The following is a 20,543-nucleotide window of genomic DNA, read 5'->3' as shown; positions in this document are numbered from 1 at the left end:
GCGTGGGTCCGGAAAGGGGAACGATGCGACAGTCTAGAGCGTGCGGACAGGGAGGTGAATCGCCGGATGGCGATTGATTGTTTCCTGGTCGGAATGAATCGGGCTGCGGTTCCTGCCGGGGACAGATCGCCGATATCGCGAAGGACGGCGCAGGCCTGCGGACGCCATTACGGCGCATACAAGAGCCAGCGAGCCGCCGCGAACGTGGCGCGCGTCGAGGCACTGCAGTTCGAGGTCGTCACGTTCGATGTCGAGGATGCGCAGCATGCCGGCGAAATCCGTGCGTATCTGACTGCCGCTGGTACGCCGATAGGCCCTTACGACGCGTTGATTGCAGGGCAGGCACGTGCCCGGCAGCTGGTGCTTGTCACGCACAATGTCCGTGAGTTCGAACGTGTCCCGCGGCTGCAAGTCGAAGACTGGCTCGTCGAGCCGAACGAAGGCTGAACGGCCGATCATGCCGGTTCGACCTTGACGAACCCGCAGGGTGTACGCCGCACCAATTATAAAAACGATGCCAAAACAAACGGGCTCGCCGATAATGCGCAAACGTTTTACCGGCATTCAATAAAACCGGTTTTGCGGATCATGAATAAACCAATGAATATCCGCTGTTTCGCCGATCCTGCAATCTCCGCAGTCGCGCCAGCCTTGGCAGCCAGAAGTTAACGGCCAATCCGCGAAAAACTTTAGGCTTTTCCCGCCGCAATTATTCATTTCATTTTTGTCAATGACCGATTGATTTTCGGTCATCGGACAGTCATACACCATCCCCGATAATTCGGCGCTCACATTCTTTCAATAGACCAAAGGGCGATCGAAGCCGGATCGCTGCGGGGAGCTGTACTCATGACCATCCGTCATCGCATTACGCTGCTAGTCGTCCTGACGTTCTTCGCGCTGTCCGCGATCGGCATCTATGCCGTGTACCAGACACGCAAGAGCGCGTCCGAGGTGCGTCAGGTCACCCAGGGCATCGTGCCGAGCGCGCTCGCGTCGGCCGACCTCGTCGCCGATGTGAAGAACATCCAGATCGCGACGATGACGCTCGTCTATGCGCCCGACGCGAACACCGCCGCGCAGGCGCGCGACGAGCTGAAGGCGAAGCAGGCCGCGCTGCGCGCCGCACTCGACGTGCAGGCGAAATCGGCGGTCGGCCGCGCGCAGGAAGGCCTCGTCGCGCAGGCGAAGGACAGCGTCGCGAACTATTTCGCGGCGATCGACGACACCGTGAAGATGAAGGCGGACGGCAAGGCCGAGATGGCGCAGGCCTACCTGTTCGCGAACGTCGCGCAGTATCGCGACGAACTCGAGAGCATCGTCGACACGCTGCGCGTCGAGAAGAACCGCCAGAAGGACGACGCGATCAGCGCGCTGAACGGGATGCTCGCCACGACGGCGACCGCGATCGCGGGTGTCGCCGGCACGGTGATCGTGCTGCTGACCGCCCTCGGCTTCGTGCTGTATCGCCAGATCACGCGCCCGCTGATCGGGATGCAGACGGCGATGAGCGAGATCGCGACGAGCCAGGATTTCACGCGCCGCGTGCCGGTGGGCCGGATGGACGAAATCGGCCATTCGATCGTCGCGTTCAACGGGATGATCGAGAAGATCCAGGAGAACGCCGCGCAGCTCAAGCAGAAGACGGCCGACATCCAGGCAATGCTGCAGAACATGCAGCAGGGCATCCTGACCGTCGTCGAGGGCGGTGTCGTGCATGCGGAATATTCGGCATACCTCGAAACCATCTTCGAGACGAACGACATCGCCGGCCGCGACCTGATGGCGCTCGTGTTCGACGATTCGGCGATCGGCGCCGACGCGCGTTCGCAGGTCGATGCGGCCGTGCACGCGTGTCTCGGCGAAGACAGCATGAACTTCGAATTCAACGAGCACCTGCTCGTCAACGAAGTCGCGAAGCGGATGCCGGACGGCCGCGAGAAGTGGCTCGACCTGAGCTGGTCGGCGATCACCGACGAGACCGACACGGTCGTGCGCCTGATGCTGTGCGTGCGCGACGTGACCGAGATCCGCGAGCTGACCGCGCAGGCCGGCGAGCAGCAGCGCCGCCTCGAGATGATCGGCGAGATCCTGTCGATCAGCCAGGACAAGTTCCACGACTTCGTGCACAGCGCGAAGGGCTTCCTCAGCGAGAACGAGCGGATGATCCGCCAGCACGAACGCGCCGATCACTCGATCGTCGCGGCGCTGTTCCGCAACATGCACACGATCAAGGGCAATGCGCGCACGTACAGCCTCCAGCACCTGACGAACATCGTCCATGAAGCCGAGCAGGCGTACGAATCGCTGCGCCGCGCGGACGGCGGCCCCGAGTGGAACCGCGACGCGCTGATGGACGACCTGGCGCGCGTGCGCGACGCCGTCGAACACTACGCGACGATCAATGCGGTCACGCTCGGTCGCAGCGGCGAAGCGGCGCAGGGCGGCGCCGACTTCCTGATGGTCGAACGTGCGCATATCAGCGAAAGCCTGCGCGTGCTCGACGGCGCCGATCCGGCGAACGTGTCCGACTGGCACGCGGCCCGCGATGCCGTGCGCCGCATGCTGAGCCAGCTCGGCACGCAGGGCATCGGCGATGCGCTCGGCGGCGTGATCGAGTCGCTGCCGTCGCTCGCGGCCGAACTCGGCAAGCCGGCGCCCGTCGTGCATATCGACAGCCACGGCCATCGCGTGCGCAGCGAGATCGTCGCGACGCTGAAGAACGTGTTCATGCACCTGCTGCGCAATGCGATCGACCATGGCATCGAATCGTCGGAAGAGCGGCGCGCGGCCGGCAAGGCGGCGTCCGGCACGATCGACATCGCGGTCGGCGTGGGCGGCGGCGAGCTGTGGTTCGTGCTCGGCGACGACGGCCGCGGCCTGGCGCTCGACCGGATTCGCCGCATCGCGCGCGAGCGCGGCTGGATCGAGGCGGGCAACGAAGCGGCGCTGTCCGACGAGGATGTCGCCGAGCTGATTTTCCGGCCGGGCTTCTCGACCGCGCAAGCGGTGACCGAAGTGTCGGGCCGCGGCGTCGGCATGGACGCGGTGCGCAACTTCCTGAAACGCGACGGCGGCAATATCGCACTGCGTTTCACCGACGATCGCGCCGGCGCGCCGTATCGCACGTTCGAGACGATCGTGTCGCTGCCGGCGCGCTTCGCGGCGGACGCTGCCGTCGACGGCGCCGGGCATGAGCAGCGTGCGCGCATCGCGGATATCGGCGCAGCGGAGTGACGAAGTGATCGTGCAGGCGTGGATGATTCAGGTGGCCGCCGCGCTGGCGGGCGGTGCGGTCGTCGCGGTGGCGGCGGCGGTCGTGTTTCGCGTGACGCGCCGGCGGCGCGTCGCGGCGATGGCGCACGACGCGGATACGTTGCGCGGCGCGCTCGCCGCGGCCGACGCACGCGCGAAAGCGGCGGCGTCCGCGCATGCGGCGGCGGCCGACGCCTGGGCGCAACGCGAGGCGCAGCTCGAGGAGGCGCTGGCGCGCGAGGCGTCCGCGGCCGGCACGCAGCGCGATGCGCTGCAGGCGCTGTCGGCCGACCGCGCGGCGCTCGCGCAGCATGCGATGAAGATCGCCGACGAAGCGGCGCGCCTGCGCGGCCTCGCCGGCACGTTCGAGCGCTGGCACGAGCAGATGATCTCGCTGACCACGCAGAACCAGGACATGCGCGTGAAGAACCAGGAGCTGTCGGCGATCGTCGCGCACGTGTCGATCGTGTCGCTGAACGCGTCGATCGAAGCCGCCCGCGCGGGGTCGGCCGGGCGCGGCTTCTCGATCGTCGCGAGCGAGGTGCGCGGGCTGGCCGCGCGCTCGCAGCAATTGTCGAACAGCTATCGCGACAGCCTGAACCGCAACGATCTCGTGACGGCCGCCACGTTCCAGGACATCCAGGCCGGCGGCAAGATGATCACGGCCGCGCTCGCGACCGTCGAGACGCTGGCCGGGCAGCTGCACGCACGCATCGAAGGAGAGGCGGCGTGATCAGCGCGCAGGCGAAGGCCGGCTTCGAGCGGATCTTCTTCGACGCGGCGCGCACGCGGCTCGCGTCCGGCGGCGCGTGCGACATCCGGCCGTCCGCCGGCCACGAGCATGGCGGGCACGATCGCTCGCATGCGCGGTCGCGGTCGATGCCGAAGGTGCCCGAGCATGTCGCGGTGCTGACGATCTCGGCGCTGCATTTCCGCCTGCTGCTCGCGCTGCGCTTCAGCGACGACGACGCGACGCGCCGCCGTTTCGCCGGCGCGAGTGCCGGCACCAGCAGCCAGCGGCCGCTGCCCGAGGCATTCATGGAAGTCGCGAACCTGTGCTGCGGCGCGATCAACCAGGCGCTGACCGTGCCGTTTCCCGATCTCGGGATGTCGACGCCGACCCTGCTGAGCGGCGCGAGCATCGACTACCTGCCGGCGCTCGCACCCGATCACGTGGCCGCGTACGACCTGACGCTCGACGGCGACGTGCGGGTCGGCGCGACGCTGTGCGTGTGCGCGAACGCGCCGGTCGATTTCCATGTGCCGGAAACGGCCGCCGTGGATACCGGCGGCGAGCTCGAACTGTTCTGACCGACCATCAGGAATCCATGAGATGACCGAAGACCAACCCGTCAGCAAGGTGCTCGTCCTCGACGACAGCCGCGCACACGCCGATGCGATCAAGCGCTTCTGCGACGAGCACAACCTGGTCGGCCTGACCGTGCGGCGCAGCCGGCTGCTGAAGGTGCTGCGCTCGAACATCGACCTCGGCGCGATCCTGCTGGCCGAGGATTACGGCGGCTCGCCGGCCGAGAGCGCGATCATCGCGACACAGATCGATGCGCTGCGCCCCGAGCTGCCGATCATCCTGCGCCGCGAATCGCTCGCGTCGCGCGACGGGCTGCCCGATGCGCTCGCGCGCGTCGCGTGCGCGGCCTACGTCGCGGACGACATGACGCCGCTCGCGCGTGCGATCGACGAATACCTGTTCGGCCGCGACTATCCGAACGCGCTCGTGCGCGGCATCTCGGAGATCACCGAGGCGCGCATCGACAGCCTGTTCCCGGGCATGGCGATCGAGCACGAGACGCCGTGCATCGTCCGCGACCAGATCATCTTCGGCGAAGTGTTCAGCCTGATCGCGCTCGAAAGCGCGTGGTGCCGCGGCTACATGCTGCTGCAGACGAGCGAGCAGCCGCTGCTCGACATGATCGGCGGCACGCGCGAGGGCGGCCGCGCGCCGGATTTCCGCGACGTGAACAGCGTGCTCGGCGAACTGACGAACCTCGTGTGGGGCGCGTTCAAGAACCGCTATCTCGGCGATGCGGAGGCACTGGCGCGCCATCCGGTGCAGGTGCCGCTCGTCGTCAATCACAAGCAGAAGTTCATCTCGTTCGGCGGCGACTGTCCGCAGCTCTGCTTCAAGTACCGGATGACCGACCCGGCTTCGGGACGCTCGGTCCGTCTCGACCAGCGTTTCGTGTTCAGCCTGAGCTGGTCGCCGGAGGATTTCCGCGAATCGGTGCAGGACGTCGGGCCGATGGTCGAATCGGGCGAACTCGAACTGTTTTGAAGTCAGCAACAAGGAAAGGGGAATACGACATGGCAAAGATTCTGGTGGTCGACGATTCGGGCACGGTGCGCGACGAAGTCGCGGGCTTCCTGCGCAACAACGGGCTCGACGTCGCGACGGCCGTCGACGGCAAGGACGGGCTCGCGAAGCTCAAGGCGACGCCCGGCGTGCGCCTCGTGATCAGCGACGTGAACATGCCGAACATGGACGGCCTGACGATGGTCGAGAAGATCCGCGGCGAACTGGCGAACACGGCGGTCAACGTCGTGATGCTGACGACGGAAAGCAGCCCGGCGATGAAGGAGCGCGGCAAGGCGGCCGGCGTGAAGGGCTGGATCGTGAAGCCGTTCAAGGGCGACGCGGTGCTCGACGCGCTGAAGAAGCTCGCGGGCTGACGCGCAGCGGACCATGGCGGGCCCGTCGATCGCGCGCGTCGCGAGCGGCGGGTGGCGACATGGCGTGGCTGACAGCGCGCGCAATTTACAGCGCGCGGCGATGTCCGTATCCTGCCCGATGCCGAGGGCGGCGTGCCTGCGTGTCACGCCCGGCATCCACAACAATCAGGAACGGGACACCTTCCCATGAAAATCACAATCGACCGGGCCGCGCTCGCGCGCATTCCGGTGCTGGTCCGGCCGACGGACGGCAAGCGCGTTTCGTTCGCGCAATACAAGGTCACGGGCTGCAACGGCTCGTACGAAGGCGTGACCGAAGAAACGGGCCGCGGCGTGATGTATCGCTGCAAGACACCGTCGAGGATCGACGTGTCGTTCCATCAGTCGCGTCCCTGACGTGAGCGGGAGCGTGCCAGAATCCGGCCGCACGGCGGCGCGGCGCATGGAGATGCTGTTCGCGAAAGGCGTCTTTTTTACCTTGATCGGCGCGGGTCTGCTGACCGGCGTCGCGCTGTATGCGCAGTCGACGCGCGAATTCCTGCGGACGTCGGTCGTCGTGCCGGGCCGCGTCGTCAAGCTCAATGCCGGCCCGCATCACCCTGAGATCGCGTTCACGACGCTCGCGGGCGAGCATGTCGAGTACCCGCAGGGCGGTGCGGTCAGCGAGCCGGACGGCGCGACGGTCGAGGTCCGCTATGCGCCGGACGCGCCCGAGATGACCGCGCGGCTGAATACGTTCGGTGCGATCTGGGGCGACGTGCTGAGCTTCGGTGTGATGGGCACCTTTTTCTTCGGCGCGGGCGTCGGGCACCTGTGGATCGGCGTGCGCACGTGGCGCAGCGGGCGCCGGCCGGCCGCGCGCTGACACACCGCGTTAGCTGGCCGCCGCCGTCGCGAATTCGTCGACGACGGCTTCGATCACGGCCTGCACGCGCGCGGTCTTGTAGAGGTCGGCATGGGCGACGAGCCACACGTCGAAATGATTGCAGCGCTGCGGCATGAGTCGCACCAGTTCCGGCTCGGTATCTGCGCGGAAGCACGGCAGCTCCGCGACGCCCAGCCCCGCCAGCGCGGCTTCCACCAGCATCATCGTCGACGACGTCTGGAACATCACGCGGCCGCGCGACGTCGGCTCGCCGCACAGCGCGTCCCACATCGAGGGCACCACCGGCTGCTGGTACATCACGAGGTCGTGCCCGTCGAACGCGCTGCCCGCGACCGGTTCGCCCCGTTCGGCCAGGTAGCGGCGCGACGCATAGATGCCCGTTTCGAGATGCCCGAGCCGCCTGGCGATCAGGTCCGGCGATGCCGGCCGCAACGTGCGAATCGCGAGATCGGCTTCGCGGCGCGTGAGGTTGGTGATTTGCGCTGACGTCACGCACACGACGTCGATGCCGGCATGCCTGCGCCGCAAGTTGGCGATCGCGGGCACGACGAAGCGCTTGCCGAGCGTGTCGGTGGTCGCGATGCGCACGGACCCGGCCAGTTGCTCGTCGAGCCCCATCACGCGGCGCTCGATCGTGAGCGACGCGCGCTCCATCGTTTCGGCCGGTTCGAGCAGTGCTTCGCCCGCGGTCGTCAGCACATAGAGGGACGGGGTGCGGAGAAACAGCCGGGCCGATAGCTCGTCCTCGAGCGCGGCGATCCGGCGTCCGACCGTCGCCTGGTCGACATTCAGCTGCGCCGCGGCGCCGCGCAGCGTGCCGGTGCGCGCCAGCGCAAGGAAGAAGCGGGCGTTGTCCCAGTTCATGCGGATTGATTGTGTCATCGGGCGGGCGGCGACGGGCGGGAAAGGGGTGATGCAAATCTGCATCAGATGGATGCGAAATTACCACTTTTCTGCATCGCGTACCGTTCCTAGACTTCCGGCATCTGCCTGGAGGTGTCATGTCCGATTGCCAATCTGTCTCCGCCCACGTTTCCCCCGTCGCGCTGGCGGCCCCGAGCCGCGCGACGGCGCGCGAGCAGCGTCTGACGCTGGCGCTCGTCGCGATCGGGATGTTCATGGCCGTCCTCGATTCGACGATCGTCAACGTGGCGCTGCCCGCGATGCGCACGAGCCTCGGCGCGACGGTTGCCGAGCTCGCGTGGATCGTCGACGCCTACACGCTCAGCTTCGCCGCGCTGATCCTCGCGGGCGGCGCGTTGTCCGACCGGTTCGGCGCGAAGCACGTGTACCTCGCCGGGTTGGCGCTGTTCGTCGGCGCATCGGCCGCGTGCGGCGTCGCGTCATCGGTGGCGATCCTCGTGGTCGCGCGCTTCGTGCAGGGCATGGGCGCCGCGCTCTTCTTGCCCGCATCGCTCGCGGTCGTGCGCAGCACCTTCGACGTGCCCGCCGAGCGCGCGCGGGCGATTGCAGTGTGGGCCGGCATCGCGTCGGTCGCGGTTGCCGTCGGACCGGTGCTGGGCGGCATCCTGGTCGACGATTTCGGCTGGCGCAGCGCGTTCCTGATCAACGTGCCGACCGGCGCGGTCGCCTTTGCCGGCGCGGCCGCGCTCGTTCGGGCATCGATCGCGCGCGACGTGCGCCACTTCGACTGGGCCGGCCAGTGCGTCGGGGCGGCGGCGCTCGGCGCGCTGTGTTTCGCGGTGATCGAATTGCCGACGCGCGGTGCAGGCGCCACGGAGGTCCGTGCCGCGTTGCTGGTTGCCGCGCTCGCCGCCGCCGTGCTGGTCGTCGTCGAGCGGCGTGCCCGCCATCCGATGGTGCCGCTCGCGTGGTTTCGCAACCGCGTGTTCGTCGCGATGAACCTGATGGGGAGCCTCGTCTATGTCGGCTACTTCGGGCTGCTGTTCGTGCTGAGCCTGTACCTGCATGGGCGCTTCGGCATGAGCGCGCGGCAGATCGGGCTGACGCTGTTGCCGTTCGCGCTGAGCCTGTCGCTCGGCAATCTGTTGTCGGGGAAACTGCATGGACGCGTTCGTCCGGTCACGCTGATGGCGAACGGCCTCGCGATGGCCGCGCTGGCCATTCCGGCGATCGCGGTCGCGCTCACGCTGCGTGCGCCGTGGCCGGTGGTCTGGACGGCCATGGCCGCATTCGGCACCGGGACCGCGTTGTCGGTCGCGCCGATGATCGCGACCGTGCTCGAACAGGTGCCTGCGGATGCGGCGGGCGTGGCGTCCGGATTCCTCAACGCGGCGCGGCAGGCCGGCAGCCTGCTTGGCGTGGCCATCGCAGGCGCCGCGACGATACTGTTGCCGGACCTGACCGACGCGCTGTGGGCGGTCGCGGCGCTCGGGTGTGCCGCCTACGCGATTGCCGCGCTGGCCGCGAGGACGGCAGGCCGCGCGGAAGCCGCACGAGGGCGCCGTTGACGCGCGACCGGCGGGATCGTTGCGCAGTGGCCGGCAGGCCGCCGCACGCGTGCACGCGCGTGCGGCGCCGAGGCTGGACGTGGTGCGGAATGTGGAGGACCATTTCGTCACGATGCCGCGCCCGGACGGACATGATTTTCGTCCGGTCGCGCTGCATCGAATCCCGCCGAACCCCGTCGAGCGAAACACCATGGAACCCGATCAAGAGACCGCCGAGCCGATCCTGCTGCGCGACGCGCACGACGGCGTCGTCACGTTGCGCCTGAATCGCCCGCAGCAGTTCAACGCGTTGTCCGAAGCGATGCTCACGAGCCTGCACGATGCGTTTGATACGCTGGCGGCCGATCCGCACGTGCGCTGCGTCGTGCTGGCCGCCGAAGGCCGGGCATTCTGCGCGGGCCACGACCTGCGGCAGATGCGCAGCAAGCCCGAACTCGACTACTACCGCACGCTGTTCGCGCAGTGCAGCCGCGTGATGCTCGCGATGCGCGCGTTGCCGGTGCCGGTGATCGCGCGCGTGCACGGCATCGCGACGGCGGCCGGCTGCCAGCTCGTCGCCGCATGCGACCTCGCGATCGCGGCCGATACCGCGCGCTTCGCGGTATCGGGCATCAACGTCGGGCTGTTCTGCTCGACGCCGGCCGTCGCGCTGAGCCGCAATGTCGCCGCGAAGCGCGCGTTCGACATGCTCGTGACCGGACGCTTCGTCGATGCGGCGACCGCTGTCGCGTGGGGGCTCGTCAACGAAGCCGTGCCCGAGGACGCGCTCGATGCGGCCGTCGCGCGCAAGGTCGCGGAGATCGTCGCGAAGAGCCCTGCCGCGGTGCGGTATGGCAAGCAGATGTTCTATCGGCAGCGCGAGTTGCCGCTCGACGAAGCCTATGCGTATGCGGGCGACGTGATGGCGCGCAACATGATGGAGGAGGATGCGGGCGAGGGGATCGACGCGTTTCTCGAGAAGCGCAAGCCGACGTGGCGTTCGTAGCGCGTTCCCGTCGACTCACGCTCCGGTTCGCCGGACAGCAAACGGGCCGCCCGAGGCGGCCCGCAACCAAAACGGCATGTGCAGCGACGCCGGTCAGCGCCCGTAGCTGCCCGTGCGCAGCGCCGGCTGCACGGTCGACGCGCCCGGCGGCACGATGACGACCGGCACGCGCGGCGCGAGCGCGCACATCAGCTCGTAGCCGATCGTGCCGCTGGCTTGCGCGACATCGTCCACCTTCACCTGGTCGCCCCACAGCTCGACGCGCGATCCGATACCCGCGTTCGGGCACGGCGTCAGGTCGACGGTCAGCATGTCCATCGACACGCGGCCGACGATGCGCGTCATCACGCCGTCCACCGCGATCGGCGTGCCGGTCGGCGCGTGGCGCGGATAGCCGTCCGCATAGCCGCACGCGACGACGCCGATCCGCATCGGCTGGTCGGCCGTGAAGCGACGGCCGTAGCCGACGGTTTCTTCCGGCGACAGCGTCTGCACGCCGATGAGCTTGCTCGTCAGCGTCATCGCGGCCGTGAGCGGCGTGTCGGCGATATGGCGTGACGCGCCCGTCGGCGACGCACCGTACAGGATCGTGCCGGGCCGCACCCAGTCGCGGTGCGCATGCGGGTGCCACAGCACGGCTGCCGAATTCGACACCGAGCGCTCGCCCGGAATCCCGGCCGTGGTCGCGTCGAACTGGTCGAGCTGCCAGTCGACTTCACCTTCGTCGGCGTTCGCGAAATGTATCATCAGCGTGATCTTGCCGATCGACGGCGCGCTCGCCGCGCGTTCCCATGCCGCACGGAACACGGCGGGGCGATAGCCGAGCCGGTTCATCCCGGAATTCATCTTGAGCTGGATGTCGATCGGCTGTTGCGGCTTCGCGGCGATCAGCAGGTCGAGTTGTTCGTCGCAATGGACGCTCACCGTCAGCCGATGGCGATCGGCCAGTTCGATGTCGGCCGGCTCGAAGATCCCTTCGAGCAGCAGCACGGGCTTGTCCCAGCCGAGTTCGCGCACGCGCACGGCTTCGTCGAGATCGAGCAGCGCGATGCCGTCGGCGGCCGCGAGACCGGGGTAGATCCTGTCGATGCCGTGGCCGTACGCGTTGGCCTTGATCACGGCCCACACGCGCGATTGCGCGGCGGTGCGGCGAATGAAGTCGAGGTTGTGGCGGACGGCGTCAGGGCGGATATGGGCGACGATGGGACGGGGCATGGTGATGGCTCGGGTCGGATGTCGTGCGGCGCGCGGCGGCGCGGATCGAAACGGCGGTCTGGCGCGATAGTGCGTCAGGCCAGTGTTGAGCGCTATCTTATTGGTGTTCGACCAGTTTTAATTAACGTATTTATCGACGATTTGGTGGAAATTTTGGCGATCAAGCGTGCCGCCCGCAACTGCCCATGGCCTGTGCGGCGGCCGAGTCTCCCGTCTAGAAAACCGGTGCGCGAACAGCGCGGCGCAATGCTAAGCTCTCGGCGATCTTGCCATTGATCAATGTAATCATAACGGAGGAGACCTGGATGACGACGTCCCAGCTGTGCTTGTTCATCGTGGCGCTGTTGCCGTTCCCGATGACGTTTCTTGCCAAGGCCCGCAAGGGCTACGACAACCGTACGCCGCGCGATTATCTGGCGAAGCTCGACGGCTGGCGCGCCCGCGCGCAGGCCGTGCATCAGAATTCATGGGAAGCGTTCGCGCTGTTCACGGCCGCGCTGGTGGTGGCGTGGCACAACGGCGCGAACGTGCATCGCGTCGACCAGCTCGCGATGGCGTTCGTCGCCATCCGTGTCGTCTATGCGCTGATGTACCTGCTGAACTGGGCGTCGCTGCGTTCGCTCGTGTGGACTGGCGGGATGGCGTGCGTCGTCGCGCTGTTCTTCGCCGCGCCGTAAGCGGCCGGTGAGCAGGGGCGCCGGCCGCGAATGCCGGCGCTACGACGCGCCGCCCGCGCCCCGTGCGTGACTGTCGTTGGATGCGGGCGCAACCCGCTTGGCGACGAACGGCGGTGCTTCCGCTTCGCTGCGCAGGAACGCGATCAACGGATCGAGCAGCCGGTGCCGCGTCGACGGATGGCGGCGCAGCACGAAACGCCACGACGCATCGCGTGCGAGGCCCGGCACCAGCGGCACCAGGCGCCCGCTGCGCAGTTCGGGTTCGATCAGCGGCACGCGGCCGAGCGCGATGCCCGCACCGCCGAGCGCCGCACCGATCACCTGGCTGAAGCTGCTGTAACGCACGATCTTCGTCTCGAAGTCGTCCGGCAAGCCGAAGTGCACCGCCCAGTTGCGCCAGTCGATCTCGGGGCTGTCCTCGTGCATCTCCTGCAGCAGCCGCGAGCGGCACACGTACCCCGATGCGTACGGAAACAGTTCGGGGCTGCACACCGGGAACACGGTCTCCCGCATCAGTACGTCGTCGTCGGCCTGCAGCCGGTGCGCGGGCACGTGCACGATCGCCAGGTCGACGCCGCTGCGCGCGAAATCCGGCTCGTCGTCGAGCACGATCGCATGCAGCGGGGTGTCGGGATGCAGTGAAGAGAATTCCGCAAGACGGCGCGCGAGCCACATCGACGAAAACGGTGCGTTGGCGGACACGGTCAGCCGTTGCGCGGTGCCGCGAATTTCGGCACAGGCGTCGGTCAGGCGCGACAGCGCGTCGCTGACGGCCGGCAGCAGGCGTGTACCGGCCGGTGTGAGGCTGATGCCGCCGAGCCCCGTGCTGCGTTCGAGCAGCCTTGCGCCCAGCGATTCCTCGAGCGAGCGGATCTGGTGACTGACCGCGCTGGTCGACACGTTCAGCTCGACCGCCGCGCGCGCGAACCCGCCGAGGCGGACGGCCGCCTCGAAAGCACGCAGCGCGCTAAGGGGAGGAAGGTGCGACATGGCGGGTATTGTAGTTGACTCAACACCCGTTGAAAAATCATCTTTTGCCGCGCGCGGGCGGCGCGGGTAGCCTCGATCCGGTCAAGAAAAAAGCAACGAATCACCGACCGGAGGGCTTCATGTATTTCGACCGACGACTATGGGCAATGATGGCGGGACTGCGCTGGCGCGTGGCGGCAGCCGTCGCGCTCGGGCTGCTCGCGATGGGTGTCGGCATCCTGCGTTTCGTCTTTCTCGGCCGCGTGCTGGCGCTGGTTTTTGCCGGTGCGCCCGCACGCAGCATCGGCGAAGCCGTCGCTGCAACGGCCGCTTGCGTGCTGCTGCGCGCATGGCTCGACCATCGCCGCACGGTGCTCGCGCAACACACGGCCGGACGCGTGCAGGCCACGCTGCGCGCGCGGCTGTTCGACCGGATCGCGGCGCTCGGCCCCGCGTGGTTCAGCGGCGAGCGCACGGGCGGCGTGATGCTGGCCGTCGTCGACGGCGTCGAGCAGTTGCAGACCTTCTTCGGCGTCTACCTGCCGCAGCTCGTGATCGCCGCGTGCGCGCCGGTGATGATCTTCGCGGTGCTTGCATGGTGGGACGTGCCGACGGCCGCGATCCTGCTGGTCGCGGCGCTCGTCACGCTCGCGCTGCCGCAGCTCGTGCATCGCGCCGACAAGCGTGCGGCGCTCGCACGTTCGGCCGCGTTCAAGGCGTTCGGCGAGGAGTTTCTCGACGCGGTGCAGGGCCTGCCGACGCTGAAGGCGTTCGGGCAGGGCACCGCGTTCGGCGCGAAGCTCGCCGCGAAGGCGCGCGCGCTGTCGGACAGCACGTTCTGGGTGCTCGCGCTCGGCCTGCTGACGCGGTTCTTCACCGATCTCGGCACGGGCCTCGGCGCGGCCGCGGCAATCGTGGTGGGTGCGTGGCGCGTGCGGCACGGCGACATGAGCCTCGAGGCATTGCTGATCGTGCTGATGGCCGGCAGCGAAATCTTCCGGCCGCTGCGCGACCTGCGGGCGGTGTTGCACCAGGGGATGATCGGCCAGTCGGCGGCGAATGCGATCCATGCGCTGCTCGACGCGGGCAGCCACGCGCCTTCCGCCGACGCGCCGCGCGTAGCGGGCCTGCGGCCGGAGATTGCGTTCGACGACGTCAGTTTCGCGTATCCGGGGCGCCGCGCGGATGCGCACGCCGCGTTGAGCTTTACGGTTCGCGAAGGCGAAACGGTCGCCATCGTCGGGCCGAGCGGCGCGGGCAAGTCGACGATCGTGCGCCTGTTGCTGCGCCAGCACGATGCGCAGGGCGGTGCGGTACGCATCGGCGGCCACGACGTGCGCGCGCTCGACGCCGACCAGGTACGCGGCATGATCGCGGTGGTCGCGCAGGATGCGACGCTGTTCGACGGCAGCGTGGCCGACAACCTGCGGCTCGGCCGCCCCGATGCGAGCGACGCCGAGATGATCGCGGCCGCGCGCGCCGCCAACGCGCACGATTTCATCTCGGCGCTGCCGGACGGCTATGCGACGCGCATCGGCGAACGCGGCCTCACGCTGTCGGGCGGCCAGCGCCAGCGCATCGCGATTGCCCGCGCGCTGCTGCGCGATGCGCCGATCCTGCTGCTCGACGAGGCGCTGTCGTCGGTCGACGCGGAGAACGAAGCGCTGATCCAGCAGGCGCTCGACCGGCTCACGCGCGGGCGGACGACGCTCGTGCTCGCACACCGGCTGTCCAGCGTGATCGGGGCCGATCGCATTCTCGTGCTCGACCAGGGGCGGGTGGTCGACGAAGGCACGCACGCGGCGCTGATCGCGCGCGACGGCCCGTATCGCCGGCTGATGGGGCCGCAGCTGGAGGCCGTCGCCGAATCCGTCGGCACGGCGGCGACGGCCGGCGCGACCGCGCGTGCGTCGTCGGGCCCGCAGGTGCGGCCGCTGAACGACGATGCAGCGACCATCGGCTGGCCGGAGACATGGCAGACGCTGCTGCGCTTCGTGCAGCCGTGGAAGGGCAAGGTCGTGCTGACCGTGCTGTTCGGGATCGGCCGCGTGCTCGCGTTCATCGGCGTCGGCGTGATCGGCGCGCTGGTGGTCGGCGCGGTGTCCTCCGGCCGCGTGAGCACCGCGCTCGTCGTCGCGCTGCTCGTGATCGCGCCGGTGGCGGCCGTGCTGCACTGGCTCGAATCGTGGCTCGCGCACGACATGGCGTACCGGCTGCTCGCGGAAATGCGCATCGCGCTGTTCGCGACGCTCGAACGCCTCGCGCCGGCCGGGCTGCTGCGCCGCCGTTCCGGCGATCTCGTATCGCTCGCGACGCAGGACGTCGAGACCGTCGAATATTTCTACGCGCACACGCTGGCGCCCGCGTTCGTCGCGGTATTGGTGCCGGCCGGCGTGCTGGTGTTGCTTGCTTCGATCGCGTGGCCGCTCGCGCTCGTGCTGCTGCCGTTCCTGCTGTGGGCCGGACTGGCGCCCGTGCTCGCGCGGCGCGACGTCGACCGGCTCGGCACCGGCGCGCGCGAAGCGCTCGGCCAGCTCGGCGCGCACCTGACCGAAACGATCCAGGGGCTCGCGGAACTGACCGCGTTCCAGGCGATCGTGCGCCGTCGCGCGGCGTTCGTGGCCGAGGTCGACGCGTACCGCCGGCAGCGCGCGAAACTGCTCGACGACCTGTCGGCGCAGAGCGCCGCGCTGGAAGTCGCGAGCGGGCTCGGCGGGCTGGCCGTTGCGGCGCTCGGCGCGCTGTTGTGCGCACGCGGCTGGTTCCCGCATGAGTCGTTGCCGCTGCTGGTGCTGGTTGCCGTGGCCGCGTTCATGCCGGTGGCCGAAATCGGCCAGGTCGCGCGCCAGCTTGCGGACACGATCGCGTCGACGCGTCGCTTGCGTGCACTGGAGAAGGAGCCCGTGCCAGTGACGGACGGCACGCATGCGATGCCCGGCAATCCGGCCGTGCGTTTCGAAGCCGCGTCGTTCACGTATCCGGGCCGCAGCGTGCCCGCGATCGACCGCGTGAGCTTCGACGTGCCGCCGGGCAGCACGGTCGCGCTGGTCGGCGCGTCGGGCGCCGGCAAGTCGACGGTCGCGAGCCTGCTGCTGCGCTTCTGGGATCCGCAGCAGGGCCGCGTGACGCTCGGCGGCGTCGATCTGCGCGACCTGCGGCTCGACGACCTGCGACAGCACATCGCGCTGGTTGCGCAGGATACCTACCTGTTCAACGACACGCTCGAAGCGAACATCCGGCTTGCCGCGAACGACGCGTCAGACGCAGACGTGCAGCGCGCGATCGACCATGCGGCGCTCGGCGACTTCGTCGCGCGGCTGCCGGACGGGCTCGCGACGCGCGTCGGCGAACGCGGCGTGCAGCTGTCGGGCGGCCAGCGCCAGCGGGTCGCGATCGCGCGCGCCTTCCTGAAGGACGCGCCGGTGCTGATCCTCGACGAGGCGACGTCCCATCTGGATACGATCAGCGAGCAGCAGATCCGCGCGGCGCTGGAAGACCTGATGACGCAGCGCACGTCGATCATCATCGCGCACCGGCTGTCGACCGTGCGCAATGCCGACCTGATCCTCGTGATCGAACGGGGCAGCGTGATCGAGGCGGGAAGCCACGTGAACCTGATGGCGCGACAGGGCGCGTATGCGCGGCTCGTGTCGCATCAGGCGAGCGGGGTGGCGGCGTGATCGGCGCGTCGCCGGTAAACACATTCCGCAACATTCGTTGAATCGCGCTGACGGTTGGCGGCACGCGCGTGGTTGAACCGCTGACCGTCCGCGCGAACGAAAGCGCGGGCGGTGCATCGCGCGCCGCCTTCCGTTGGCGGTTGGCGCCCGCCGTTGTCCGCAACCCGCGCCGGCCGCCACGATCCTTTCTGAACGCTCCCGCCTTCCGCGTACCCGCAAGCCGTGCGCCGGTCTGCCTGCCTCGCCGGACCCTTTCCCCGGTTCCCCCGTTTCCTCCGTTTCCTCCGATCAATCCGGCCCCGCGCGGCTCGGGTTTGTCTCGATGAATTTACCCGTTGCGGACTTTTTTGTTGTCGTAGTATCGCCATTGACAACACTTGTTGCACTAATGTCTAATTCAACATCGCATGTTGCGGTGCGGCTTGATGTCGTCGTTCCGCCGGCCCGTTGGCCGGTTACATCGCTCAATCATGCGGAGAGAAACCATGAGTCGCCGTTCCTTCCTGAAAGTCGTCGCGGTCGTCGCCGCGCTCGGCGCCAGCCTCGCACACGCGGATACCAAGACGCTCGTCGTCGGCACCGATACGTCGTTCATGCCGTTCGAGTTCAAGCAGGGCGACAAGTACGTCGGCTTCGATCTCGACCTGTGGGCCGAGATCGCGAAGGACCAGGGCTGGAAATACACGATCCAGCCGATGGATTTCGCGGGCCTGATCCCGGCGCTGCAGACGCAGAACATCGACGTCGCGCTGTCGGGGATGACGATCAAGGAGGAGCGCAAGAAGGCGATCGACTTCTCCGCGCCGTATTACGACAGCGGCCTCGCGGCGATGGTGCAGGCGGGCAACACGTCGATCAAGTCGATCGACGACCTGAACGGCAAGGTGATCGCCGCGAAGACGGGCACCGCGACGATCGACTGGATCAAGGCGCACCTGAAGCCGAAGGAGATCCGCCAGTTCCCGAACATCGACCAGGCCTACCTCGCGCTCGAAGCCGGCCGCGTCGACGCGGCGATGCACGACACGCCGAACGTGCTGTTCTTCGTGAACAACGAAGGCAAGGGCAAGGTGCAGGTCGCGGGCCAGCCGGTCAGCGGCGACAAGTACGGGATCGGCTTCCCGAAGGGCAGCGCGCTCGTGCCGAAGGTCAATGCGTCGCTCGTGAAGATCAAGGCCGACGGCCGCTACGCGCAGATCTACAAGAAGTGGTTCGGCGCCGAGCCGCCGAAGATGTGAGCGTGACCGCGCGCCATGGCGCGGCCGGGTGGCCGCGCCGGTCTTGAATCGAACGGGGAGCAACAAGTGAATTTCGATTGGTCGGCGATATGGGCGGCGTTGCCGGACCTGATGGACGGGGTCCGGTTGACGGTGTTCATCGCATTTTTCGGGCTGGTGGGCGGGTTCATCGTCGGGATGGTCGCGGGGATGTTCCGCGCGTACGGACCGAAGGCGATGAACGTGCTCGCACAGGTTTATATTGAACTGATCCGCGGCACGCCGATCGTCGTGCAGGTGATGTTCCTGTATTTCGCGCTGCCGCTGCTCGCGCATATCCGCATCGACGGCCTGACGGCCGCGATCATCGCGATCACGGTGAATTCGGGCGCGTATCTGGCGGAAGTCGTGCGCGGCGCGCTGCTGTCGATCCCGAAAGGGCTGACGGAAGCGGGGCTCGCGATGGGGCTGTCGATGCCGCGCGTGCTGCTGAAGATCGTCGGGCCGCTGGCGTTCCGGCGGCTGATTCCGCCGCTCGGCAACCAGTGCATCGTGAGCCTGAAGGACACGTCGCTGTTCATCGTGATCGGCGTCGGCGAACTGACGCGCAAGGGGCAGGAAATCATCGCGGGCAATTTCCAGGCGGTCGAGATCTGGAGTGCGGTGGCCGTCATTTACCTGATATTGACCGGCGTGATGACGCTGACGCTTCGGCTCGTCGAAAAGCGGATGAGAATCTTATGAGCATGATCGAATTCCAGAACGTGTCGAAGAGCTTCGGCCACGTACCGGTGCTGAAGCATATCGACCTGAAGATCGACGCGGGCGAGGTGGTCGTCGTGATCGGTCCGTCGGGCTCGGGCAAGTCGACGATGTTGCGCTGTATCAACGCGCTCGAGAAAATCACGGGCGGAGAACTGCTCGTCGACGGCCAGAGCGTGCGCGGCAACGCGACGACGATCCGCAACATCCGGCTCGAGGCCGGCATGGTGTTCCAGCAGTTCAACCTGTTTCCGCAAATGACCGCGCTCGAGAACGTGATGTTCGGGCCGATGCAGGTGCGCGGTGCGTCGCGCGCCGAAGCACGCGACCAGGCGATGGCGCTGCTCGACAAGGTCGGCCTCGAATCGCGCGCGAATCATTATCCGTCGGAGCTGTCGGGCGGCCAGCAGCAGCGCGTCGCGATCGCGCGAGCGCTCGCGATCCGGCCGCGGCTGATGCTGTTCGACGAGCCGACGTCGGCACTCGATCCGGAGTTGCGTCACGAAGTGCTGAAAGTGATGCAGGATCTCGCGACCGAAGGCATGACGATGATCGTCGTCACGCACGAGATCGGCTTCGCGAAACGGGTCGGTACGCGGCTGCTGTTCATGGATCAGGGCGGCATTGCCGAGGACGGCCATCCGGTCGACCTGATCGACCGGCCGCCGACGCCGCGCCTGAAGGAATTCCTGAAACACGTCTCCTGAACGGAACCGAACCCGCCGACATGCCGCTTTCCCTTTCTCCCGTCATCGCCGGTGCGCCGTTCGACATCGGCGTGCGCCTCGGCGAGCTTGCCCGCCCCGTATTCGACGCGTACATGCAGCAGAGCAGCGCATGGCAGGCCGTGCGCCGCTGGCGCGGCCATCCGTTCGTCGCCGCGCTGCGGCAGGCCGCGCTGGCCACGTACCCCGATCTCGTCGCGGAACTAGATGGAATCGCGGCGGGCGTCGGCTGGCCGGCCGAGGACATCTTTTTGTGGAACTGCCGCGGCGAGTTGATCCACAACGCGCCGGACGGCTGCACGACGCTTGCCGCGCGCGATGCGAACGGCACGCGCTGGATCGCGCACAACGAGGACGGCGATCCGTTCCTGCGCGAGCGTTGCCTGCTCGTCGACGTGCAGCCGGCGGGCAAGCCCGGCTTCATCAGTTTCTATTACCCCGGTTCGCTGCCGGGCCATACGTTCGCCGCGAACCGCGCGGGCATCGCGCAGGCGATCAACAACCTGCGGATCCGTACGCCGGCGCCGGGCGTGCCGCGCATGATCCTCGCGCGTGCGGTGCTCGACGCGACGTCGCTCGACGCGGCCGCCGACGTGCTGCGCGTGCATGCGCGAGCGAGCGGTTTTCATCACACGCTCGGCGCGACCGGCGATGAGCGCTTGCTGAGCATCGAGGCGAGCGTCGCGCGCTGTTCGGTCGTCGACGTCGCGCACCTCAGCGGGCACGCGAATCATCTCGTACATCCCGGTTGCGAGGCGGAAGCGCAGATCGTCACGCAATCGTCGGCCGACCGCCAGCGCCGCGTCGACGCGCTGACGCCCGGCATCGACACGGTCGACGCAGCCGCGCTGCTGCGCGTGCTCGGCGATCGCGCGCCCGAAGGGCTGCCGATCTATCGCGACGATCCGGCCGATCCCGACGACGAGAACACGCTCGCGACCGCGGTGTTCGAGATTCATGACACCGCGATCGATTTCACCGTCCATCAACACGGCACGCAGCGTTTCGCGACGCGCATCGTGCCGACCGGACGCGCGCACGACGCGTCCTGA

20 protein-coding genes are annotated in these 20,543 nt (G+C 68.0%); 16 read left to right on the top strand and 4 right to left on the bottom strand.

Annotated elements, in window-relative coordinates; translation table 11 throughout:
- The first annotated feature begins 54 nt into the window (after positions 1 to 54).
- The gene (locus U5798_RS05970; RefSeq protein ID WP_322081518.1) at positions 55 to 447 is read left to right on the top strand and encodes a PIN domain-containing protein; all 393 of its coding nucleotides are present in this window, start codon (positions 55 to 57) and stop codon (positions 445 to 447) included.
- A 117-nt stretch (positions 448 to 564) separates the two neighbouring features.
- Here the strand turns inward: U5798_RS05970 and U5798_RS05965 are convergent, their stop codons facing one another.
- On the bottom strand, positions 565 to 753 hold the full coding sequence (locus U5798_RS05965; RefSeq protein WP_322081517.1) for a hypothetical protein: 189 nt from the start codon (positions 751 to 753) through the stop codon (positions 565 to 567).
- Positions 754 to 849: 96 nt separating this feature from the next.
- On the opposite strand from U5798_RS05965, the gene U5798_RS05960 reads away from it, so the two are divergent.
- The 7 genes from U5798_RS05960 to U5798_RS05930 all read left to right on the top strand — a co-directional run bounded on the left by U5798_RS05960 (position 850) and on the right by U5798_RS05930 (position 6,808).
- Positions 850 to 3,237, top strand: coding sequence for an MCP four helix bundle domain-containing protein (locus U5798_RS05960; RefSeq protein ID WP_124456105.1), 2,388 nt, complete (start codon positions 850 to 852; stop codon positions 3,235 to 3,237).
- 22 nt (positions 3,238 to 3,259) lie between these two features.
- Positions 3,260 to 3,988 carry a methyl-accepting chemotaxis protein gene (locus tag U5798_RS05955; protein ID WP_322081688.1) on the top strand — a complete coding sequence of 243 codons (729 nt, stop codon included), beginning with the start codon at positions 3,260 to 3,262 and terminating at the stop codon, positions 3,986 to 3,988.
- Positions 3,985 to 4,566 (top strand): hypothetical protein, encoded by a 582-nt coding sequence (locus U5798_RS05950; protein WP_124456106.1) that lies wholly within the window; start codon positions 3,985 to 3,987, stop codon positions 4,564 to 4,566. The genes U5798_RS05955 and U5798_RS05950 overlap by 4 nt, the downstream gene beginning before the upstream one ends.
- A gap of 22 nt (positions 4,567 to 4,588) precedes the next feature.
- Positions 4,589 to 5,548 (top strand): chemotaxis protein CheX, encoded by a 960-nt coding sequence (locus U5798_RS05945; protein WP_124456107.1) that lies wholly within the window; start codon positions 4,589 to 4,591, stop codon positions 5,546 to 5,548.
- A 29-nt stretch (positions 5,549 to 5,577) separates the two neighbouring features.
- On the top strand, positions 5,578 to 5,943 hold the full coding sequence (locus U5798_RS05940) for a response regulator (RefSeq protein ID WP_124456108.1): 366 nt from the start codon (positions 5,578 to 5,580) through the stop codon (positions 5,941 to 5,943).
- A gap of 186 nt (positions 5,944 to 6,129) precedes the next feature.
- On the top strand, positions 6,130 to 6,339 hold the full coding sequence (locus U5798_RS05935) for a hypothetical protein (RefSeq protein ID WP_322081516.1): 210 nt from the start codon (positions 6,130 to 6,132) through the stop codon (positions 6,337 to 6,339).
- Positions 6,340 to 6,385: 46 nt separating this feature from the next.
- The gene (locus tag U5798_RS05930; RefSeq protein WP_322081515.1) at positions 6,386 to 6,808 is read left to right on the top strand and encodes a DUF3592 domain-containing protein; all 423 of its coding nucleotides are present in this window, start codon (positions 6,386 to 6,388) and stop codon (positions 6,806 to 6,808) included.
- A 9-nt stretch (positions 6,809 to 6,817) separates the two neighbouring features.
- Here U5798_RS05930 and U5798_RS05925 read toward each other — a convergent pair whose 3' ends face one another.
- Positions 6,818 to 7,693 carry a LysR family transcriptional regulator gene (locus U5798_RS05925; protein ID WP_322081514.1) on the bottom strand — a complete coding sequence of 292 codons (876 nt, stop codon included), beginning with the start codon at positions 7,691 to 7,693 and terminating at the stop codon, positions 6,818 to 6,820.
- 137 nt (positions 7,694 to 7,830) lie between these two features.
- Here U5798_RS05925 and U5798_RS05920 point away from each other — a divergent pair, with 137 nt between their 5' ends.
- Together U5798_RS05920 and U5798_RS05915 are read left to right on the top strand one after the other, a co-directional pair.
- Positions 7,831 to 9,261: an MFS transporter gene (locus U5798_RS05920; protein WP_322081513.1), complete on the top strand. Its 1,431-nt coding sequence runs from the start codon at positions 7,831 to 7,833 to the stop codon at positions 9,259 to 9,261.
- Positions 9,262 to 9,451: 190 nt separating this feature from the next.
- Positions 9,452 to 10,246, top strand: coding sequence for an enoyl-CoA hydratase (locus U5798_RS05915; RefSeq protein WP_322081512.1), 795 nt, complete (start codon positions 9,452 to 9,454; stop codon positions 10,244 to 10,246).
- A 93-nt stretch (positions 10,247 to 10,339) separates the two neighbouring features.
- On the opposite strand, the gene alr is transcribed toward U5798_RS05915, so the two are convergent.
- On the bottom strand, positions 10,340 to 11,461 hold the full coding sequence (gene alr / locus U5798_RS05910; protein WP_322081511.1) for an alanine racemase: 1,122 nt from the start codon (positions 11,459 to 11,461) through the stop codon (positions 10,340 to 10,342).
- A gap of 305 nt (positions 11,462 to 11,766) precedes the next feature.
- Between alr and U5798_RS05905 the strand changes: the two genes are divergently transcribed.
- Positions 11,767 to 12,138 carry an MAPEG family protein gene (locus tag U5798_RS05905; RefSeq protein WP_124456116.1) on the top strand — a complete coding sequence of 124 codons (372 nt, stop codon included), beginning with the start codon at positions 11,767 to 11,769 and terminating at the stop codon, positions 12,136 to 12,138.
- A 39-nt stretch (positions 12,139 to 12,177) separates the two neighbouring features.
- Here U5798_RS05905 and U5798_RS05900 read toward each other — a convergent pair whose 3' ends face one another.
- The gene (locus tag U5798_RS05900) at positions 12,178 to 13,128 is read right to left on the bottom strand and encodes a LysR family transcriptional regulator (protein WP_322081510.1); all 951 of its coding nucleotides are present in this window, start codon (positions 13,126 to 13,128) and stop codon (positions 12,178 to 12,180) included.
- Between the two features lie 119 nt (positions 13,129 to 13,247).
- Here U5798_RS05900 and U5798_RS05895 point away from each other — a divergent pair, with 119 nt between their 5' ends.
- The 5 genes from U5798_RS05895 (at position 13,248) to U5798_RS05875 (ending at position 20,543) form a co-directional block, all read left to right on the top strand.
- Positions 13,248 to 16,787, top strand: a complete 3,540-nt coding sequence (locus tag U5798_RS05895) for an ABC transporter ATP-binding protein (RefSeq protein WP_322081509.1) — start codon at positions 13,248 to 13,250, stop codon at positions 16,785 to 16,787.
- A 485-nt stretch (positions 16,788 to 17,272) separates the two neighbouring features.
- A complete protein-coding gene (gene glnH, locus U5798_RS05890; protein ID WP_322081508.1) occupies positions 17,273 to 18,025 on the top strand; it encodes a glutamine ABC transporter substrate-binding protein GlnH in 753 nt (250 codons plus the stop codon).
- Positions 18,026 to 18,040: 15 nt separating this feature from the next.
- A complete protein-coding gene (glnP, locus tag U5798_RS05885; protein WP_185658259.1) occupies positions 18,041 to 18,748 on the top strand; it encodes a glutamine ABC transporter permease GlnP in 708 nt (235 codons plus the stop codon).
- Positions 18,745 to 19,473 carry a glutamine ABC transporter ATP-binding protein GlnQ gene (glnQ, locus tag U5798_RS05880; protein WP_185658260.1) on the top strand — a complete coding sequence of 243 codons (729 nt, stop codon included), beginning with the start codon at positions 18,745 to 18,747 and terminating at the stop codon, positions 19,471 to 19,473. The genes glnP and glnQ overlap by 4 nt, the downstream gene beginning before the upstream one ends.
- Before the next feature lie 20 nt (positions 19,474 to 19,493).
- On the top strand, positions 19,494 to 20,543 hold the full coding sequence (locus U5798_RS05875; RefSeq protein WP_322081507.1) for a C45 family peptidase: 1,050 nt from the start codon (positions 19,494 to 19,496) through the stop codon (positions 20,541 to 20,543).

Origin of the sequence: Burkholderia sp. BCC1972 (assembly GCF_905339605.1) — a bacterium.
In the GTDB taxonomy this organism is placed as follows: Bacteria; Pseudomonadota; Gammaproteobacteria; order Burkholderiales; family Burkholderiaceae; genus Burkholderia.
This window is presented reverse-complemented; position numbering and strand designations above follow the sequence as displayed.

Coding starts and splice junctions, on each gene's coding strand:
- U5798_RS05965 (WP_322081517.1), bottom strand. CDS start 753: ATGACCGAAAATCAATCGGTCATTGACAAAAATGAAATGAATAATTGC.
- U5798_RS05960 (WP_124456105.1), top strand. CDS start 850: ATGACCATCCGTCATCGCATTACGCTGCTAGTCGTCCTGACGTTCTTC.
- U5798_RS05955 (WP_322081688.1), top strand. CDS start 3,260: ATGATTCAGGTGGCCGCCGCGCTGGCGGGCGGTGCGGTCGTCGCGGTG.
- U5798_RS05945 (WP_124456107.1), top strand. CDS start 4,589: ATGACCGAAGACCAACCCGTCAGCAAGGTGCTCGTCCTCGACGACAGC.
- U5798_RS05940 (WP_124456108.1), top strand. CDS start 5,578: ATGGCAAAGATTCTGGTGGTCGACGATTCGGGCACGGTGCGCGACGAA.
- U5798_RS05935 (WP_322081516.1), top strand. CDS start 6,130: ATGAAAATCACAATCGACCGGGCCGCGCTCGCGCGCATTCCGGTGCTG.
- U5798_RS05930 (WP_322081515.1), top strand. CDS start 6,386: ATGGAGATGCTGTTCGCGAAAGGCGTCTTTTTTACCTTGATCGGCGCG.
- U5798_RS05925 (WP_322081514.1), bottom strand. CDS start 7,693: ATGAACTGGGACAACGCCCGCTTCTTCCTTGCGCTGGCGCGCACCGGC.
- U5798_RS05920 (WP_322081513.1), top strand. CDS start 7,831: ATGTCCGATTGCCAATCTGTCTCCGCCCACGTTTCCCCCGTCGCGCTG.
- U5798_RS05915 (WP_322081512.1), top strand. CDS start 9,452: ATGGAACCCGATCAAGAGACCGCCGAGCCGATCCTGCTGCGCGACGCG.
- alr (WP_322081511.1), bottom strand. CDS start 11,461: ATGCCCCGTCCCATCGTCGCCCATATCCGCCCTGACGCCGTCCGCCAC.
- U5798_RS05905 (WP_124456116.1), top strand. CDS start 11,767: ATGACGACGTCCCAGCTGTGCTTGTTCATCGTGGCGCTGTTGCCGTTC.
- U5798_RS05900 (WP_322081510.1), bottom strand. CDS start 13,128: ATGTCGCACCTTCCTCCCCTTAGCGCGCTGCGTGCTTTCGAGGCGGCC.
- U5798_RS05895 (WP_322081509.1), top strand. CDS start 13,248: ATGTATTTCGACCGACGACTATGGGCAATGATGGCGGGACTGCGCTGG.
- glnH (WP_322081508.1), top strand. CDS start 17,273: ATGAGTCGCCGTTCCTTCCTGAAAGTCGTCGCGGTCGTCGCCGCGCTC.
- glnP (WP_185658259.1), top strand. CDS start 18,041: ATGGCGCGGCCGGGTGGCCGCGCCGGTCTTGAATCGAACGGGGAGCAA.
- glnQ (WP_185658260.1), top strand. CDS start 18,745: ATGAGCATGATCGAATTCCAGAACGTGTCGAAGAGCTTCGGCCACGTA.
- U5798_RS05875 (WP_322081507.1), top strand. CDS start 19,494: ATGCCGCTTTCCCTTTCTCCCGTCATCGCCGGTGCGCCGTTCGACATC.